The 16,521-nt window shown below is 71.4% G+C and carries 12 protein-coding genes and 1 pseudogene; 7 read left to right on the plus strand and 6 right to left on the minus strand.

What is annotated here, in order from left to right; translation table 11 throughout:
- Nucleotides 1-27 precede the first annotated feature (27 nt).
- The gene (locus IQ210_RS40385; RefSeq protein ID WP_194084348.1) at nt 28-1,953 is read right to left on the minus strand and encodes an ABC transporter ATP-binding protein; all 1,926 of its coding nucleotides are present in this window, start codon (nt 1,951-1,953) and stop codon (nt 28-30) included.
- Nucleotides 1,954-2,064: 111 nt separating this feature from the next.
- Between IQ210_RS40385 and IQ210_RS40390 the strand changes: the two genes are divergently transcribed.
- From IQ210_RS40390 to IQ210_RS40400, 3 genes are read left to right on the plus strand one after another with little or no spacing between them, the layout of a single operon-like run.
- Nucleotides 2,065-3,096, plus strand: a complete 1,032-nt coding sequence (locus IQ210_RS40390) for a lysylphosphatidylglycerol synthase transmembrane domain-containing protein (RefSeq protein WP_194084269.1) — start codon at nt 2,065-2,067, stop codon at nt 3,094-3,096.
- 35 nt (nt 3,097-3,131) lie between these two features.
- Complete coding sequence (locus tag IQ210_RS40395) at nt 3,132-3,590, plus strand: YxiG-like protein (RefSeq protein WP_194084270.1); 459 nt, start codon at nt 3,132-3,134, stop codon at nt 3,588-3,590.
- 35 nt (nt 3,591-3,625) lie between these two features.
- The gene (locus tag IQ210_RS40400) at nt 3,626-4,378 is read left to right on the plus strand and encodes a crotonase/enoyl-CoA hydratase family protein (protein WP_194084271.1); all 753 of its coding nucleotides are present in this window, start codon (nt 3,626-3,628) and stop codon (nt 4,376-4,378) included.
- On the opposite strand, the pseudogene IQ210_RS40405 reads toward IQ210_RS40400, so the two are convergent.
- From IQ210_RS40405 to IQ210_RS40415, 3 genes and pseudogenes are all read right to left on the minus strand, one after another.
- Nucleotides 4,374-5,270 (minus strand): annotated as a pseudogene (locus IQ210_RS40405) (NAD(P)/FAD-dependent oxidoreductase); the annotation flags it as partial. The gene IQ210_RS40400 and the pseudogene IQ210_RS40405 overlap by 5 nt on opposite strands.
- On the minus strand, nt 5,267-6,658 hold the full coding sequence (locus IQ210_RS40410; protein WP_194084273.1) for an FAD-dependent oxidoreductase: 1,392 nt from the start codon (nt 6,656-6,658) through the stop codon (nt 5,267-5,269). The gene IQ210_RS40410 and the pseudogene IQ210_RS40405, both read right to left, overlap by 4 nt.
- Nucleotides 6,655-8,082 carry an FGGY family carbohydrate kinase gene (locus IQ210_RS40415; RefSeq protein WP_194084274.1) on the minus strand — a complete coding sequence of 476 codons (1,428 nt, stop codon included), beginning with the start codon at nt 8,080-8,082 and terminating at the stop codon, nt 6,655-6,657. The genes IQ210_RS40410 and IQ210_RS40415 overlap by 4 nt, the downstream gene beginning before the upstream one ends.
- Nucleotides 8,083-8,359: 277 nt before the next feature.
- On the opposite strand from IQ210_RS40415, the gene IQ210_RS40420 reads away from it, so the two are divergent.
- The 3 genes from IQ210_RS40420 (at nt 8,360) to IQ210_RS40430 (ending at nt 12,124) form a co-directional block, all read left to right on the plus strand.
- Complete coding sequence (locus IQ210_RS40420) at nt 8,360-9,337, plus strand: hypothetical protein (RefSeq protein ID WP_194084275.1); 978 nt, start codon at nt 8,360-8,362, stop codon at nt 9,335-9,337.
- A 35-nt stretch (nt 9,338-9,372) separates the two neighbouring features.
- Nucleotides 9,373-10,890: an amino acid permease gene (locus tag IQ210_RS40425; protein ID WP_194084276.1), complete on the plus strand. Its 1,518-nt coding sequence runs from the start codon at nt 9,373-9,375 to the stop codon at nt 10,888-10,890.
- Between the two features lie 157 nt (nt 10,891-11,047).
- Nucleotides 11,048-12,124 (plus strand): mechanosensitive ion channel family protein, encoded by a 1,077-nt coding sequence (locus tag IQ210_RS40430; RefSeq protein ID WP_194084349.1) that lies wholly within the window; start codon nt 11,048-11,050, stop codon nt 12,122-12,124.
- A 9-nt stretch (nt 12,125-12,133) separates the two neighbouring features.
- Here IQ210_RS40430 and IQ210_RS40435 read toward each other — a convergent pair whose 3' ends face one another.
- Nucleotides 12,134-13,669, minus strand: a complete 1,536-nt coding sequence (locus IQ210_RS40435; protein WP_194084277.1) for a M1 family metallopeptidase — start codon at nt 13,667-13,669, stop codon at nt 12,134-12,136.
- Between the two features lie 205 nt (nt 13,670-13,874).
- On the opposite strand from IQ210_RS40435, the gene IQ210_RS40440 reads away from it, so the two are divergent.
- Nucleotides 13,875-16,094, plus strand: a complete 2,220-nt coding sequence (locus tag IQ210_RS40440) for an NADP-dependent isocitrate dehydrogenase (protein ID WP_194084278.1) — start codon at nt 13,875-13,877, stop codon at nt 16,092-16,094.
- A 61-nt stretch (nt 16,095-16,155) separates the two neighbouring features.
- Here the strand turns inward: IQ210_RS40440 and IQ210_RS40445 are convergent, their stop codons facing one another.
- The gene (locus IQ210_RS40445; RefSeq protein WP_194084279.1) at nt 16,156-16,497 is read right to left on the minus strand and encodes a DUF5713 family protein; all 342 of its coding nucleotides are present in this window, start codon (nt 16,495-16,497) and stop codon (nt 16,156-16,158) included.
- Between the last annotated feature and the right edge of the window lie 24 nt (nt 16,498-16,521).

The raw sequence follows: 16,521 nt of genomic DNA on the forward strand, positions 1-16,521 counted from the left end.
GAAACCGAACGCACACTAAGTTCTGCGTCAGATGGTGGCAATGATGCTGTCGAGCTTTGTGTCCTTCTGATCGATGCCATTGCTGACCTTGGCCGAATCCCGCTCCTCGAACTGGGTGCGGTGGAGTTCGGCGTAGCGTCCGCCGGCCGCCAACAGCTCGTCGTGCGTGCCGCGTTCGACGATCTGTCCGGCCTCGACGACGAGGATCTGGTCGGCCGCGCGGATCGTGGAGAGCCGGTGGGCGATGACGATCGCGGTCCTGCCCTCCAGCGCCTCCGTCAGGGCCTCCTGGACCGCCGCCTCCGAGGTGTTGTCGAGGTGGGCGGTGGCCTCGTCGAGGATGACGACGCGCTGGCGGGCGAGCAACAGCCGGGCGATGGTCATGCGTTGGCGTTCGCCGCCGGAGAGCCGGTAGCCGCGCTCGCCGACCACGGTGTCGAGGCCGTCGGGCAGGGACCGTACGAGATCGTCGAGGCGGGCGCGGCGCAGGGCGTCCCACAGCTCGTCCTCGGTCGCGGTGGGGCGGGCCAGCAGCAGGTTGGCGCGGACCGTGTCGTGGAAGAGGTGGCCGTCCTGGGTGACCATGCCGATGGTCTCCCGCAGGGAGCGGGCGGTGAGGTCGCGGATGTCCTCGTCGCCCACGCACACGGCGCCCTCGTCGACGTCGTACAGGCGCGGCAGCAGCTGCGCGATGGTCGACTTGCCGGCACCGGAGGAGCCGACGAGGGCGACGGTCTGGCCGGGTTCGGCGCGGAAGGAGATGCCCTTGAGGACCTCCTCGCCGCCCCGGGTGTCCAGGGAGGCGACCTCCTCCAGCGAGGCCAGCGAGACCTTGTCGGCGGACGGGTAGCCGAAGCGGACGTCGTCGAACTCGACCGCCACCGGGCCCTCCCCGATCTCGCGGGCGTCCGCCTTCTCCTCGATGAGCGGCTTCAGGTCGAGCACCTCGAAGACCCGCTCGAAGCTGACCAGCGCGCTCATCACCTCGACGCGGGCGCCGGCGAGGGAGGTGAGCGGGGCGTAGAGCCGGGTCAGCAGCAGGGCGAGGGAGACGACGGCGCCCGGTTCCAGGGTGCCGCGCAGGGCGAACCAGCCGCCGAGGCCGTAGACGAGCGCGAGGGCCAGGGCGGAGACCAGGGTGAGCGCGGTGATGAAGACGGACTGGGCGGTCGCCGTGCGCACGCCGATGTCCGCCACCCGCCGCGCGCGGGCCGCGAACTCCTCGGACTCCTGCTCCGGGCGGCCGAACAGCTTGACCAGGGTGGCGCCGGGCGCGGAGAAGCGCTCGGTCATACGGGTGCCCATCGCCGCGTTCAGGGCGGCCGCCTCGCGCTGCATGCGGGCCATCCGGCTGCCCATGCGGCGGGCCGGGATCACGAAGACCGGCAGCAGGGCGAGCGCGAGCAGGGTGATCTGCCAGGACAGGGTGAGCATGACGGCGAGCGTCAGCAGCAGGGTGACCAGGTTGCTGACCACTCCGGAGAGTGTGTTGCTGAACGCTCGCTGTGCCCCGATGACGTCGTTGTTGAGTCGGGAGACCAGCGCCCCCGTACGTGTCCGTGTGAAGAACGCGACCGGCATGCGCTGCACATGATCGAACACAGCCGTCCGCAGATCGAGGATGAGCCCCTCGCCGAGCGTGGCCGACAGCCGTCGTCCGAGGATGCCCAGGGCCGCTTCGGCGACCGCGATGAGCGCGATGAGCAGGGCCAGCCGTACGACGGTGCCCTCGTCGTCGCCCGTCACGATCGCGTCCACGACATGGCCGGCGAGGACCGGGGTGGCGACGGCGAGCAGCGCGGTGGCCACCCCGAGCACCACGAACTGTGCGATGCGGGTGCGGTGCGGGCGGGCGAACGCGCCGATGCGGCGCAGCGTGGCGCGGGCGAAGGGGCGGCTCTCCGGCTGCGCGTTCATCACGCTGTGCAGCTGTGTCCAGGCTGTGGTTTCCATGCTCATGGGAGCGAACGTAGGACCTCAAGCGTTGTTGAGGTCAACGTTCCCCGAAGAATCACTCGCCGTACGTCCCCCTCCCCCGCCCCGTCCCGCTCCCCGAAGGATCCGATGACCGTCAGCAATGCCCCGTCCCCCCTGCCGCAACCCGCAGTTGGTGCGGCGCGGAAAACCTCTCCGGACGTGAGCCCCCGCCGCGTCCCCCTCCCCCTTCCCGGTCGCAGAGTCCGGCAGATCCTGTGTCTGCTGCCGCTGCTGCTCGTGTCCGTGGTCGCCGTGCAGCACCGCTCGGTGCTCGCCGAGGGCTTCGGTCATCTGCGGTCGGCCGAGTGGCCGTGGCTGCTGGTCGCGGTCTGTGCCACGTGTCTGACGTGGGTCGCCGCGGCCTGTACCCGGCAGGGCGCGGTCGTGGAGCGGCTGCCGAAGCGGCGGCTGCTCGCCACGCAGTTCGCGGCCGGTGCCGCCAACCATCTGCTCCCGACGGGGCTCGGCGCGAGCGCGGTCAACCTGCGGTTCATGACGGTGTGCGGGGTGCCGCTCGCCCGCTCCTCCGCCGCCCTCGCCCTGTATCTGCTCGCGGAGTCGATCGGCCGGCTGGGCCTGCTGGCCGCGCTGCTGCTGGCCTTCCCCGACGCGCTGAGCCTCGGCTCGCTCCTTCCCGAGGAGGCGGTCGGCGCGCTGCTGCCCGCGCTGGGGGCGGTGCTGCTCCTGGCCGCCGGGGTGCTCGTCCTCGTACGACGGGTGCGTACGGCCGTGACCGCGTTCCTGCGGACCGCGCTCGGTGAGCTGCGCGAGGTGCACACCCGGCCGTCCCGGGCGCTGGCGCTGTGGGGCGGGTCGCTGGCCTTTCCCGCACTCCAGGCGGCGGGGCTGGCCGCGGTGGGACAGGCCTTGGGACTGCCGGTGCCGCCGCTGCACATGGCGGTGGCGTACCTGGCGGCCACGGTCGCGGTCGCGCTGGTGCCGACCCCGGGCGGGCTGGGCTCGGTGGAGGCCGCGCTCGTCGTGGCGCTGGTGGCGGCGGGCGGACCGGCGGCGGTGGCGACGGCCGTGGTGCTGGCCTACCGGATCATCACGGTGTGGCTGCCGCTGCTGCCGGGGGCGCTGACGCTGGGGGCGCTGGTGCGGCTGAAGGTCATCTGATCGCCCTTGAAGATCGTCTGCGGTACAACGGCCGTATGGACATCACCGCCCTCGCCGAGGCGCTCGACCAGATCGAGGACAGCGCTGTCGTGCACCACGGCTTCACCGACTACCTGCGGGACTACGAGGTCGTCGCCTACGTGACGGCCGCTCCGAGCACGGGCATCCCCCCGGCCCATCTGCGCTGTCTGTTCCGGTACTGCGTGGAGGCGCGCTGCGAGACGTCGATGGTCCCGTGGCTGTGGCAGAAGTCGCTGGACGACCGCCTCATCGACCACGAGACGGCGGACGGCCTCGACGGCTGGGTCTGGGGCGTGAAGTGGGCCAACTTGGAGACGGCACAGGTGCTGCCCGAGTCGGACGCCGCACACCGGTGGGCAGGGGAGCTGGGGATCGACTTCCACGCGGTCCGCATCGAGACCCAGGTGCATGACCTCTCCCTGGTCTTCTCCGATCTGGAGATCACCGAACTGCCCGCGGACTGGGAGAAGTAGCCTCGGTCGAGCCCGCCGCCGTCAGGAGGATCACGATGCACGTCCGGACCGAACGCAGGGGACCCGTCACCACGGTGGTCCTCTCCCGCCCCGAGGCCCGCAACGCCGTCGACGGTCCGACGGCCGCCGAACTCGTCGCCGCCTTCCGGGAGTTCGAGGCGGACGAGGCGGTGCTGTGGGGTGAGGGCGGCACGTTCTGCGCGGGCGCGGACCTCAAGGCGCTCGGCACCGAGCGCGGCAACCGGGTCACGGAGGACGGTGACGGCCCGATGGGCCCGACCCGGCTGCGGCTCTCCAAGCCGGTGATCGCGGCGGTCGCCGGGCATGCCGTGGCCGGTGGGCTGGAGCTGGCGCTGTGGTGCGATCTGCGGGTCGCCGAGGAGGACGCCGTGTTCGGTGTCTTCTGCCGCCGCTGGGGCGTTCCGCTGATCGACGGCGGTACGGTACGGCTCCCCCGGCTGATCGGCACCAGCCGCGCCCTGGACATGATCCTCACGGGACGGCCGGTCCCGGCCCCCGAGGCCCATGAGTTCGGCCTCGCCAACCGCGTCGTCCCCACCGGCACCGCCCGCACCGCCGCCGAGGAACTGGCCGCCGAGATCGCCGCGTTCCCCCAGGCCTGCCTGCGCGCCGACCGGGCGTCCGCGCTGGACCAGGAGGGCCTGGACGAACCGGCCGCCCTGCGCAACGAACTCGGCCACGGCATGGGCGTGTTGGCGGAGAGCCTGGAGGGCGCGGCACGGTTCGTGTCCGGGGCGGGGCGGCACGGTTCGTTCAAGGACGCATGACAGCGGCGGCGACCTGCACGCCCGCACGTGCGGCCCTGGCCGCGCTCTCCCCCGGACGCGTCAGCCCTCCGGCGGCGAACACTCCGGGCCGTGAAGTCGTCCCGGCGTCGACGGTCAGCCCGCCCCGCCGCGCCAACTCGTTCTCGGGCACGAAGTCACCGGTGAACACGACGGTGTCACACGCGAGTTCGGCCGTACGACCGTCCCGGCGCCGGACGCGGATGCCCGACAGGCGTCCGTGACCGAGGAGTTCGGCGACGGTGGCCCCGGTGAGGAGAGGGACACGGCGACGGAGGCGGGCGTCCTGGGCGCGGACGAGGGACGCCTGTGCGCGCTCGGCCTCGGTGACCAGGGCGACGACCTCCGCTCCCGACGCCCGTACGGTGTCGGCGGCCCGGTACGACACCGGCTCCGCGCCCACGATCACCGCACGGGTGCCGATCCGCTGCCCGAACAGATGCACCGCCTGCTGGAGTTCACCGGTGGTGTAGACGCCGGCGGGACGGGTTCCCGGCACCAGGCGTGCGGCGCGGGGGCGTTCGCGGGCGCCGGTGGCCAGGACGATCGCGCGGGCCTCGATCGTCTCCGGTCCGCCCGGGCCGACGGTGTGCAGCGCGAGGGGGCCCGCCCAGTCGAGGGCGGTCACGCCGGTCCGTACGACCGCCCCGGCGCTCAGCGCGGTCTCGACCAGCCGTCGGGCGTACGCCGGGCCGGTCAGGGGGCGCCGCCAGGAGCCGAAGCCGCCGTGCGCGCAGTGTCGTGGCACTCCCCCGGCCTGCTGCTCCCGGTCCAGCACCTCTACTCGTCCGGCGCCGGAGGCGGCGAGCCGGGCGGCGGCGGTGAGCCCGGCGGGGCCCGCGCCGACGACGAGGACGTCGACCTGCCTCGTCACCCGCGGGCCTCCTCGAACAGCTGCCGCACGGCGGCCCCGCAGTAGAACCCCTGGCAGCGCCCGCCCCGCGCCCTGGTCCGGCGGCGGAGTCCGTCCAGGCTGCCGGGCGGGATCGCACTGGCGAGGGCATCACGGATCTCCCCGCGTGACACGCGTTCGCAGTGGCAGACGAGGGTGCCGTAGTCCGGGTCGGCGGCGATGAGGTCGGGGCGCTGGTACGGGCGCGGGGACGCCTCGCCCAGGTTGGGCATGCGCACCCGCTCCAACTCGCGCGACGGACCCAACTCCAGCCCGTTCGCGGGCAGTTGTCCGATCACGTACTCGGCGATGGCGAGCGACGCCGTCAGCCCGGTCGAGCGGATGCCGCCCACCGTGAGGTACGCCTGCTCGGGGTGGGCCGTGATGCGGTAGTCGTCGTACTCGGTCGCGGCGCGCAGCCCGGCGTAGACGGCGGTGACCTCTTCGTCGAGGAGCTCGGGCAGGATGCGGCGGCCCTGCTCGCGCAGGCGCGTCAGGCCGTCGGCGGTCGACTGGGTGGCCCGTTTGTCGTCGAGGTCCTCGGCGGTGGGGCCGAGCAGGACGTTGCCGTACACCGTGGGCGCGACCAGGACGCCCTTGCCGAGTGCGGTCGGGACGGGCAGCAGGATGTGCCGGACGAGGGCGCGGGCGAACTTGTCGAAGACGATGAGCTGGCCGCGGCGCGGGGTGACGGTGAAGTCGTCGTGGCCGAGGTCGCGGTCGAGGGTGTCGGTGTGGAGACCGGCCGCGTTGATGATCCAACGGGTGTGGAGGGCGCCCCGGTTGGTCGACAGCAGCCCCTGACTCAGCTTCTCCACACGGCAGTTGAGGTGCAGGTCCACGCCGTGCCGGACGGCCTGGGTGGCGTACGCCACGGTCGTCGTCCAAGGACAGATGATGCTCTCGCCGGGGACGTGGAGGGCGCCGAGCGCGCCGGGGCCGAGGTGCGGCTCGCGGTCGTACAGTTCGGCCGCCTCCAGCAGGCGGGTCTCTTTGTAGTCGTTGCGTTCGGCCTTCTCCGCGAGGCGGGGCAGTGCGGCGCGTTGTTCTTCGTCCCAGGCGACGAGCAGGGCGCCGACCGGTTCGACGGGGATGCCCGACTCGGCGGCGTAGTCAGCGAGTTGGCGCGATCCCTCGCGGACCAGTCGCGCCTCCAGGGAGCCGGGGACGGCGTCGAAACCGGTGTGAAGGATGGCGGTGTTGGCCTTGGAGCTGCCCTGACCCATGTCGTCCTGCGCCTCGACGACGGCCGTGCGCAGCCGAGGATGGCGGGCCAGTGCACGGGCGATGGCGCTGCCGACGACTCCGGCGCCGATGACGATCACGTCGTACGGTGTGTCGGGCAGCGGTCCGTGGGTGGTGACGGTCATGCGGGGGTCCGGTCGAGGAGGGCGGTGACCTCGCCGAGGAAGCGGGCGCGGCGGGCGGCGGCCTCGTCGGCGGTGATCCGCGGCTCGTGGACGGCGGCCGGTTTCCAGTCCGGCAGGGCCGTGGCGACCGTCAGGCCGGGCTCGGCGCCGAGGCGGGCGAGGGCGGCGACACCGAGGGCGGTGGCGTCGGGCAGGGCGGAAACTTCGACGGGGCGTTGCAGCAGGTCGGCCTGGGTCTGCATGAGGAGGGTGGAGCGGGTGAGGCCGCCGTCGACCCGCAGGGTCTCCAGCGGGGACTCCAGGACGTCCACGAGCTCGGCGACCTGCGCGGCGATCCCCTCGCACAGCGCCCGCACCAGGTGTCCTGCGGTCGTGTCGAGGCCGAGCCCCGTGAGCGAGCCGCGCAGGTCACCGCGCCACCAGGGGGCGGCGAGTCCGGCCAGGGCGGGCACGAAGGTGACCCCGCCGCTGTCGGGCACGGAGCCGCCCACCGCGTCGAGGTCCGCGGCACCCTTGATCACGCCGAGGTCGGTGAGCCAGCGGACGGCGGACGCGGCCGTGTACACCTGGCCGTCGAGGCAGTAGCTGGTCCGGCCGGCGAGGTTCCAGGCGACGCAGCTGACCAGTCCCGAACTGCCGCGCCTGGGGGTGTCCCCGGTGTGGGCGAGCAGGAACGCGCCGGTGCCGTAGGTGCATTTGGCGCCGCCGGGTGCGGTGACGCGCTGGGCGAGCAGGGCCGCCTGCTGGTCCACGGCCAGTCCGGTGACCGGGATCTCCTCGCCGAACTCCGTTGCCGTGCCGACTGGTTGGGCGTTGCCGACGACCCTCGGCAGCCGTTCGTCGGCGAGTCCGTACAGGTCGAGGGCGCGGGGTGACCAGTGCGCGCGGTCGAGGTCGAGGAGCTGGGTCCGGCTCGCGGTCGCCGCGTCGGTGACGTAGGCGCCGGTGAGGCGGTGGACGAGCCAGGCGTCGGTGGTGGTGACGACGCCCTCACGGGTGAGGTGGCAGCGGATCCACGCCATCTTGGGCGCGGCGAAGTACGGGTCGAGCGGCAGGCCGGTCAGTTCACGTAACTCGTCGGCGTACGGGGCGAGTTCCTCGCAGACGGTCTCGGCGCGGCGGTCCTGCCAGACGAGGGCCGTGGTGAGCGGGCGGCCGGTGGCGGGGTCCCAGGCGAGCACGGTCTCGCCCTGGTTGGCCAGGCCGAGGGCGGCCACGGGTTCGCGGGCCTCGGCGAGGGCACGTCGGCCCGCCTCGACGACGGACGCGTACAGCTCCTCGGGGTCGACCTCGACGAGACCGCCGGGCAGGTGCCGCGGGCGGACCTCGGCGAACCCGGCCCCGATGACGCCGCGTTCGGGGCAGACGACGAGGGCCTTGGTGCCGGACGTGCCCTGGTCGACGGCCAACACCGGACCGGTCATCGAGCCCTCCCTCGGCGATCAACAGGGCGCCAGCCTGCCGCCGCCCGCCGCGCCGCGTCAAGCGACCCCGTCGTCGGTGAATCTTCAATCACCGCGGCCCTCAACGCCCTTGCCCCGCAACGGAGTTCGAAAAGATCGGGAAACCGGAGGAGATGCGGAACCTCCGCCTCTATAGTGACCGCCGACCGGCACGAGCTCCTCGACCGCCGCCCGGAGGAGGGCTGTTGTTACTCCACCCTGCCGTCCCGCCCCGCCCGCCGACCGGGACGGACGGCTGATGGCCAGAGAAGGAGCACGCCCCGTCTACGACCCCGCGGGCCCGGACGCCGCCCTGCGGGCCGCCCTCCAGGAGGTGCGCACCGGACGCTGGATGTCGATGCGCCGACTGCTCGGCGAGACCACGGCTTGGTGGCAGTGGACGCAGCGCACTCAGGTCCTCGCCGCCGCTGCCGCGGGCACCGATGTGGTGCGGACCTGGCTCACGGAGGAACCGGACAGCGTCCCGGCCTCGGTCATGCATGCCAGGGTCGCCGTCGAGCGGGCGTTACGGGCCCACCGCGAGCGGCACTCCCAGACCCTCGATCTGTGGCGGGAGGCCTGGCAGGCGAGCCACACGGCGACCCGGACGGCACCCCAGGACCCGGTCCCGTGGGTGTGTCTGCTGGCGCTGGCCCGCCTCGACCGGGACTGGCGCTGGGAGGAGCACCGGGTGGCGCCGCCCGGGCCGATGCTGCCGCCGGGGCCGTGGGGTCTGCTGGCGGAGGCCGACAAGCGGGACCCGTACAACCGCGAGGCCCATCACCGGATGCTGCAGTTCCTCTACGAGCACGGCACCTCGGGCCGGCTCGCGGAGGCGGTCGGCTACGCCCACTGGGCGGCCGACACCGCGCCGCCCGGCTCGGCGCTGCACGTCCTGCCGCTGTACGTCCGGGTCGAGCGCTACCGGCGTTCCGGCGGCCGCGACGCCGCTCTCGATCTGCACTGGGTCGCCGAGGACGCCACCCGGGAGGCGCAGCGGACGTTGTACGCCTGGTTCGAGCAGACCTTCGCCGCCGAGCGCACCCCGCTGGACCTGAACCATCTCGCGCACGCCCTGTGGGGCGCGCTCCAATTTCCGGAGGCGGCCCGGGTGTTCGAGGCGCTCGGCCCGTACTGGACGCCCGTGCCGTGGGCGTACCGCATCCCCGAAACCGGCGACCGCGGGCAGGCCGTGGAGGTGTTCCTCCAGGCCCGGGCGCGCTGTCGCCCCGCCTGACCCCCACCACCCCGTTCTCTTTCGGAGGTTTCCGCATGTCCCGTACCAGCAACGGTCCGTCGAAACCGCACGACGAGGAACAACGCCTGCGGGAACTCGGCTATCGTCCCGTGCTCGCCCGCCGCATGGGCGGCTTCGGCAACTTCGCGATCAGCTTCTCGGTGATCTCGATCCTGTCCGGCTGCATGACCCTGTACGGCTTCGGCCTCGGCGCGGGCGGCCCCGCGGTGATGCTGTGGGGCTGGGCGGGTGTCGGCCTGTTCGTGCTCTGCGTGGGCCTGGCCCTCGCGGAGGTCACCAGTGCCTATCCGACCTCGGGCGCCCTGTACTACATGGCCGACCGGCTCGGCGGGCGCCGCTGGGGCTGGTACACCGGCTGGCTCAATCTGCTGGGCCTGCTGGGCGCGATCGCCGGTATCGACTACGGCGCGGCCCTGTTCACCGGCGCGTTCATGAACCTCCAGTGGGGCTTCGAGCCGACACCGGAGAAGACGATGCTGATCTTCGTGGTGATCCTGTTGCTGCACGCCGTGCTGAACCTGTTCGGCGTCCGCCTGGTCAGCCTGCTCAACTCCATCAGTGTCTGGTGGCACTTGGCGGGCGTGGCGCTGATCGTCGGCGCGCTGGCGATCGTGCCCGACCACCACCAGTCGCCGTCCTTCGTCTTCACCGAGTTCGTCAACGACACCGGCTGGTCGAGTCCCTTGTACGTGGCGGCGATCGGCCTCCTCCTCGCCCAGTACACCTTCTCCGGCTACGACGCCTCGGCCCATCTGTCCGAGGAGACCTCCAACGCGTCGGTGTCGGCCGCGCGCGGCATCGTGCGCTCCATCTGGGTCTCCTGGATCGCCGGCTTCGTCCTGCTGATGGGCCTCACCTTCGCCATCCAGGACTACGACGCCACGCGGGCCACCGACACCGGGGTGCCGCCCGCCCAGATCCTCCTCGACGGCCTCGGCACGGACGGGGCGAGCGCGCTCCTCGTCGTCGTCATCGTCGCCCAGCTGTTCTGCGGCAACGCCGAAGTCGCCGCCGCCAGCCGCATGGTGTTCGCGTTCAGCCGGGACGGGGCGCTGCCGGGTTCCGGGCTCTGGCGCAAGGTCAGCGCCCGCACCCAGACCCCGGTCGCCGCGGTGTGGCTGTCGGTGGTGGTCGCGTGCCTGCTGGCGCTGCCCTCGCTGTACTCGGCGACGGCGTACGGCGCGGTGACCGCGATCAACGTCATCGGCATCACCCCGGCGTACGCCATTCCCGTGCTGCTGCGGCTGCGCGCGGGGGACCGTTTTCAGCCGGGTCCGTGGAGCCTCGGCAAGTGGAGCAGGCCGATCGGCTGGACGGCCGTGATCTGGGTGGCGTTCGTGACGGTCCTGTTCTGCCTGCCGCAGTCGTCGCCGGTCACGGTCGACACGATGAACTACGCGTCCGTCGCCCTGGCCGTCGTACTGATCCTGGCCACGGTGTGGTGGTACGCCGCCCGTCGTTCGTACGGAACGCCCACCACCGCCGCCTACTCCGACCAGGAACAGGCCGAGCTGGCGGAGGGCATCGTCTGAAACCCCGCCGTCCGGCCCCGGACCGGCTACGAACTCCTGTGCCCGATACGGCAGGATGAGCGGTCGCGCCGACCACGGAACCCGCACGGTCGGCGCGAGCGCACATCCCGCAACTCGAACAGGTGGCAACGTGACGGCATTTCAACGGGATCTCACCATGGACGACCTGGTCGTCGCCGGAATCCCCGTGGTCGCGGGCTTGGTGGCGGCGTTCCTGCTGCGCATGGTGCTCAAGTGGCTGGGCAAGCACGCGGACCGCACCAAGTGGACCGGTGACGACGTCATCGTGGCCGCGCTGCGGACGGTGGTGCCGTGGGGTGCGATCGTGGGCGGGATCGCCATCGCGGCGGCGGCGCTGCCGCTGCGGTCGGGGTTCCAGCGCAACACCAACAACGTGCTGACCGTGCTGATGATCTTCGTGGTCACGGTGGCGGCGGCCCGGCTGGTGGCCGGTCTCGTCCGGACGGTCACCCAGTCCCGTTCCGGGGTCGCGGGCTCGGCCACGATCTTCGTGAACATCACCCGGGTGCTGGTCCTGGCCATCGGCTTCCTGGTGGTGCTCCAGACGCTGGGCATCTCGATAGCGCCCCTGCTCACCGCCCTCGGCGTCGGCGGTCTCGCGGTCGCCCTCGCCCTCCAGGACACCCTCGCCAACCTCTTCGCGGGCATCCACATCCTCGCCTCCAAGACCGTCCAGCCCGGCGACTACATCCGGCTGAGCAGCGGTGAGGAGGGCTACGTCGAGGACATCAACTGGCGTCAGACGACCGTGCGCGCCCTCTCCAACAACCTGGTCGTCATCCCCAACGGCGAGCTCGCCAAGACGAACATGACCAACTTCATGCGTCCCGAGCAGCAGTTGACGATCCTCGTCCAGGTCGGTGTCGCCTACGACAGTGACCTGGAGCAGGTCGAGCGGGTCACCTGCGAGGTCGTCACCGAGGTCATGACGCAGGTCGAGGGCGCCGTCCCGGACCACGAACCGCTGGTCCGCTTCCACACCTTCGGCGACTCCCGCATCGGCTTCACCGTGATCCTCGGCGTCGGCGAGTTCAGCGACCAGTTCCGCATCAAGCACGAGTTCATCAAGCAGCTCCACAAGCGCTACCGCCAGGAGGGCATCCGCATCCCGGCGCCCGCACGGACGGTGGCCCTCCAGCAGGGGTCGGTGACGATCCCGCAGCAGCGGGTCGCCGAAGAGGCGGGCGAGGTCACCGCCGCCCGCCTCGACTGACGCGACGTCTCAGAGCGTGGCCGAGTTGTCGTGGTGGCCGCTCGGCCGGTTCTGCGGCTGACGCAGGGACGAACTCACCGGCGTCACCGTCCAGTCCGGGTGGCCGGGCATGCGCGGGGTCTTCGTGCCGTAGAGCCAGTCCCGCAGGAAGCCGGACTGGTCGGAGCCGGAGACCTCGGAGGCGACGGCGATGTAGTCGGCGGTCGACGCCGAGGAGTTGCGGAAGCGGTCGAGGAAGGTGCGCTCGATCGACGCGAACACCGTCTCGCCGACCTGCCGGCGCAGGGCGTACAGGACGAGGACGCCACCGAGGTAGCGCTGGTTGTCGAAGAGGTTGGCCTCGTTCGGGGCGGCGACCGGGCCGGATGCCTGACGCCACTGGTCGCCCTTGGCGTAGGTGTCCTTCATCCGGGCTTCCATGGTGGTCAGGCCGATCGAGTCGGCCCAGCCGCGCTCGTAGCGGTACAGCAGCCCGTAGAAGTCGGCGTGGCCCTCGTTGATCCACAGGTCGGCCCAGGTGGCGGGGCTGACGCTGTTGCCGAAGTAGGAGTGGACCAGCTCGTGCATCATGTGCGAGCCGATCTTCGGCTCGGCCTGGAGCAGGTAGTTCGGCTTGTAGAGGGTCAGGGTCTGGGTCTCCAGGCCCGTGAAGTCGAACGCCGTCGAGGAGTCGTTGTTGCAGGGCAGCAGACCGTACGTCTCGAACGGGTAGGCGCCGAGCCGCTGCTCGATCCAGCTCACCAGGTTCGGGGTGAGGGCGAGCGCGGGCTCCAGGGCCTCGGCGCGGGCGACGGGGACGACGTCCCGCAGCGGCAGGCCGTTCGGTCCCTGCCGGTCCTTGACCACGTAGTCGCCGACCGTGAGCTGCACGAGCTCGGTGGCGATCGGCTCCCGGGAGCGGTAGGTGTACGCGGTCCGGCCGTCGCCGAGGTCCTCGGTACTGGTCAGGCTGCCGCTCGCGACGCCCTTGAGACCGGTCGGGACGGTGATGCGGAAGGTGAAGTCCGCCTTGTCCACCGGGTGGTCGTTGCACGGGAAGACGGTGTGCGCGGAGTTCGGCTGCGGGCAGACCGCGAAGCCGTCCGGGGTAGGCACCCAGGCAGTGTGCGCGAGGGTGCGGCGCGGGTCGGCGGAGTACGTGACGGTGACGGTGACCCGGCGCTTGGCCGGCAGGCAGCGGGCGGGCGTGATCCGCAGCTTCTCGCCTGCCTGCTCGAACGCCGCCGTTTTGCCGGCCACGGTCACGGTGCGTATGTCCAGGCCGAGTGCGTCCAGGGAGAAGCGGGTCAGGGCCTCGGTGGTGGTGATCCGCAGCGTGGCCGTGGCGTCGACGAGCCTGGTCGTGGCGTCGTAGGCGAGGTCCAGGTGGTAGGCCGACACGCGGTAGCCGTCGTTGCCGAGGGCCGGGTAGACGGGGTCCCCCAGGGTCTCCGGGCCGGCGACGCCGCTCGTGGCGGCGGCCTGCGCCGGGGCTCCCCCGATGGTCAGGGCTGCGGCGGTACCGATCAGGGCGGCGGGTGCCGTCACTCTGGTGCGATATCTCATGGTCCGCTTTCGCTCGGGCGGCCGGGTGGTCGGTCCGGCCGTCGGATGAGTGTGATCACCCCCCATCACTTCAAGATCGGGCGTTCGGGTTGCATGAGAAGGCGCATCAAATCCGACAGGGTGTGCGAGGACCCCTGTCGAGCCGGGCTCGATCACGAGATATCTTGATGTCGAGCAATGTTGCAGACGTGGAGCGGAGCACCCGGTGACTGACTCGACCATCATCTATACGCACACTGACGAGGCCCCGGCCCTGGCGACGTATTCCTTCCTGCCGGTGGTCCAGGCGTACGCCTCGCAGGCGGGTGTCGCCGTGGAGACGCGGGACATCTCGCTGGCCGGCCGCATCATCGCGGTGTTCCCGGAGTACCTGACCGAGGACCAGCGCATCCCGGACGCCCTGCACGAGCTGGGCGAGCTGGCGAAGACGCCCGAGGCCAACATCATCAAGCTGCCGAACATCTCGGCGTCGATCCCGCAGCTCAAGGCCGCGATCGCCGAGCTCCAGGCGCAGGGCTACGCGCTGCCGGCCTACCCGGACGACCCGAAGACCGACGAGGAGCGGGACATCCAGGCCCGCTACGACAAGGTCAAGGGCTCCGCCGTGAACCCGGTCCTGCGTGAGGGCAACTCCGACCGCCGCGCCCCCGCCTCGGTCAAGAACTACGCCAAGACCCACCCGCACCGCATGGGCGCCTGGTCCTCGGACTCCAAGACCAACGTCGCGACCATGGGCGAGAACGACTTCCGCTCCACCGAGAAGTCCGTCGTGATCTCCGAGGCCGGCTCGCTGAAGATCGAGCTGGTCGCCGAGGACGGCGCCACCACGGTGCTGCGCGAGTCCGTACCGGTCCTCGAGGGCGAGGTCGTCGACGCGTCCGTGCTGCACGTGGCCGCGCTGCGCGAGTTCCTCACCGCGCAGATCGCCGAGGCCAAGGCCCAGGGCGTGCTGTTCTCGGTGCACCTGAAGGCCACGATGATGAAGGTCTCCGACCCGATCATCTTCGGTCACGTGGTGCGCGCGTTCTTCCCGAAGACCTTCGAGCAGTACGGCGAGACGCTGGCCGCCGCCGGCCTGTCCCCCAACAACGGTCTGGGCGGCATCTTCGGCGGTCTGGCGTCCCTGCCCGAGGGTGACGCGATCAAGGCCTCCTTCGACGCCGAGCTCGCCGAGGGCCCGGCCCTGGCGATGGTCGACTCCGACAAGGGCATCACCAACCTGCACGTGCCGTCCGACGTCATCGTCGACGCCTCGATGCCGGCCATGATCCGCACCTCCGGCCACATGTGGGGCCCGGACGGCGCCGAGGCCGACACCCTCGCGGTGCTCCCGGACTCCTCGTACGCCGGTGTCTACCAGGCCGTGATCGAGGACTGCCGTGCCAACGGCGCCTACGACCCGTCGACCATGGGCTCCGTCCCGAACGTCGGACTCATGGCGCAGAAGGCCGAGGAGTACGGCTCGCACGACAAGACCTTCGAGATCAAGGCGGCCGGTACGGTCCGTCTGGTCGACCAGGCCGGCAACGTGCTCATCGAGCAGCCGGTCGGCGCCGGTGACATCTTCCGCGCCTGCCAGACCAAGGACGCCCCGATCCGCGACTGGGTCAAGCTGGCCGTCACCCGTGCCCGCGCCACCGGCGATCCGGCCGTATTCTGGCTGGACGAGGACCGCGGCCACGACGCCGTGATCATCGAGAAGGTCAAGCAGTACCTGCCGGAGCACGACACCGAGGGCCTGGACATCAAGATCCTGTCCCCGGTCGAGGCCACCAAGCTGTCGATCGAGCGCATCCGCCGCGGCGAGAACACCATCTCCGTCACCGGCAACGTGCTCCGTGACTACCTGACCGACCTCTTCCCGATCCTGGAGCTGGGCACCAGCGCCAAGATGCTGTCGGTCGTGCCGCTGATGGCGGGCGGCGGCCTGTTCGAGACGGGCGCGGGCGGCTCCGCGCCGAAGCACGTCCAGCAGCTGGTCAAGGAGAACTACCTGCGCTGGGACTCGCTGGGCGAGTTCTTCGCGCTCGTGCCCTCCCTGGAGCAGTACGCGACGGCCACGAACAACCCCAAGGCCAAGGTCCTCGCCGACACCCTGGACCGCGCCACGGCGACCTTCCTCAACGAGGACAAGTCCCCGACCCGTCGCGTCGGCGGCATCGACAACCGCGGCAGCCACTTCTTCCTCTCCCTGTACTGGGCGCAGGAGCTGGCGGCCCAGACCGACGACGCCGACCTGGCGAAGGCCTTCGCGCCGCTCGCCGAGACGCTCGCGGCCAACGAGCAGACGATCGTCGACGAGCTGAACGCCGTCCAGGGCGAGCCGGCCGACATCGGCGGCTACTACCAGCCCGACCCGGCGAAGGCCGCCGCGGTGATGCGCCCGTCCACCACGTGGAACGAGGCCCTGGCGTCCCTGAGCTGACGCACCCCGCACCCCATGTCCCGCCCCGGTCGGCAGTTGCCCGGCCGGGGCGGGCCGCGTTTCACCAGTTCCGCTCAGAGATCAGCTCCTCCGAATCGGCGTCCGTGAAGCCGTAGGCGCGGGCGATGAACCAGAACTGCTCGCCTATCTCCTCCCGAGCGAAGGTCTCGATCCCGCTGCCCGCCTCGTCGAAGGCCGCCTCCAGGTCGTTGAACTCCTCGGTGGCCGCATGCGTCAGCACGTACAGCGCGGCGAGATCGGCGGGGCGCTCCGCCTCGATCCGCTCGCACAGGCGCAGCAGGATCTCCCGGCCCCGGTCCAGCACCTGGTCCGGGTAGTAGTCGTCGTCGTAGAGCGCCTTGAGAAACGGGTGGGCGGCCACGAGCTCGTTGCTGATCGTCATGCTGTGATCGTGCACCACCCCACT

The organism is Streptomyces justiciae, from assembly GCF_015163075.1.
Taxonomy (GTDB): domain Bacteria; phylum Actinomycetota; class Actinomycetes; order Streptomycetales; family Streptomycetaceae; genus Streptomyces; species Streptomyces justiciae.

Bases quoted from the DNA above. Each gene is read 5' to 3' on its own strand.
- IQ210_RS40420 (WP_194084275.1), top strand. From the start codon at position 8,360: ATGGCCAGAGAAGGAGCACGCCCCGTCTACGACCCCGCGGGCCCGGAC.
- IQ210_RS40395 (WP_194084270.1), top strand. From the start codon at position 3,132: ATGGACATCACCGCCCTCGCCGAGGCGCTCGACCAGATCGAGGACAGC.
- IQ210_RS40445 (WP_194084279.1), bottom strand. From the start codon at position 16,497: ATGACGATCAGCAACGAGCTCGTGGCCGCCCACCCGTTTCTCAAGGCG.
- IQ210_RS40385 (WP_194084348.1), bottom strand. From the start codon at position 1,953: ATGGAAACCACAGCCTGGACACAGCTGCACAGCGTGATGAACGCGCAG.
- IQ210_RS40415 (WP_194084274.1), bottom strand. From the start codon at position 8,082: ATGACCGGTCCGGTGTTGGCCGTCGACCAGGGCACGTCCGGCACCAAG.
- IQ210_RS40410 (WP_194084273.1), bottom strand. From the start codon at position 6,658: ATGACCGTCACCACCCACGGACCGCTGCCCGACACACCGTACGACGTG.
- IQ210_RS40390 (WP_194084269.1), top strand. From the start codon at position 2,065: ATGACCGTCAGCAATGCCCCGTCCCCCCTGCCGCAACCCGCAGTTGGT.
- IQ210_RS40435 (WP_194084277.1), bottom strand. From the start codon at position 13,669: ATGAGATATCGCACCAGAGTGACGGCACCCGCCGCCCTGATCGGTACC.
- IQ210_RS40400 (WP_194084271.1), top strand. From the start codon at position 3,626: ATGCACGTCCGGACCGAACGCAGGGGACCCGTCACCACGGTGGTCCTC.
- IQ210_RS40430 (WP_194084349.1), top strand. From the start codon at position 11,048: ATGGACGACCTGGTCGTCGCCGGAATCCCCGTGGTCGCGGGCTTGGTG.
- IQ210_RS40425 (WP_194084276.1), top strand. From the start codon at position 9,373: ATGTCCCGTACCAGCAACGGTCCGTCGAAACCGCACGACGAGGAACAA.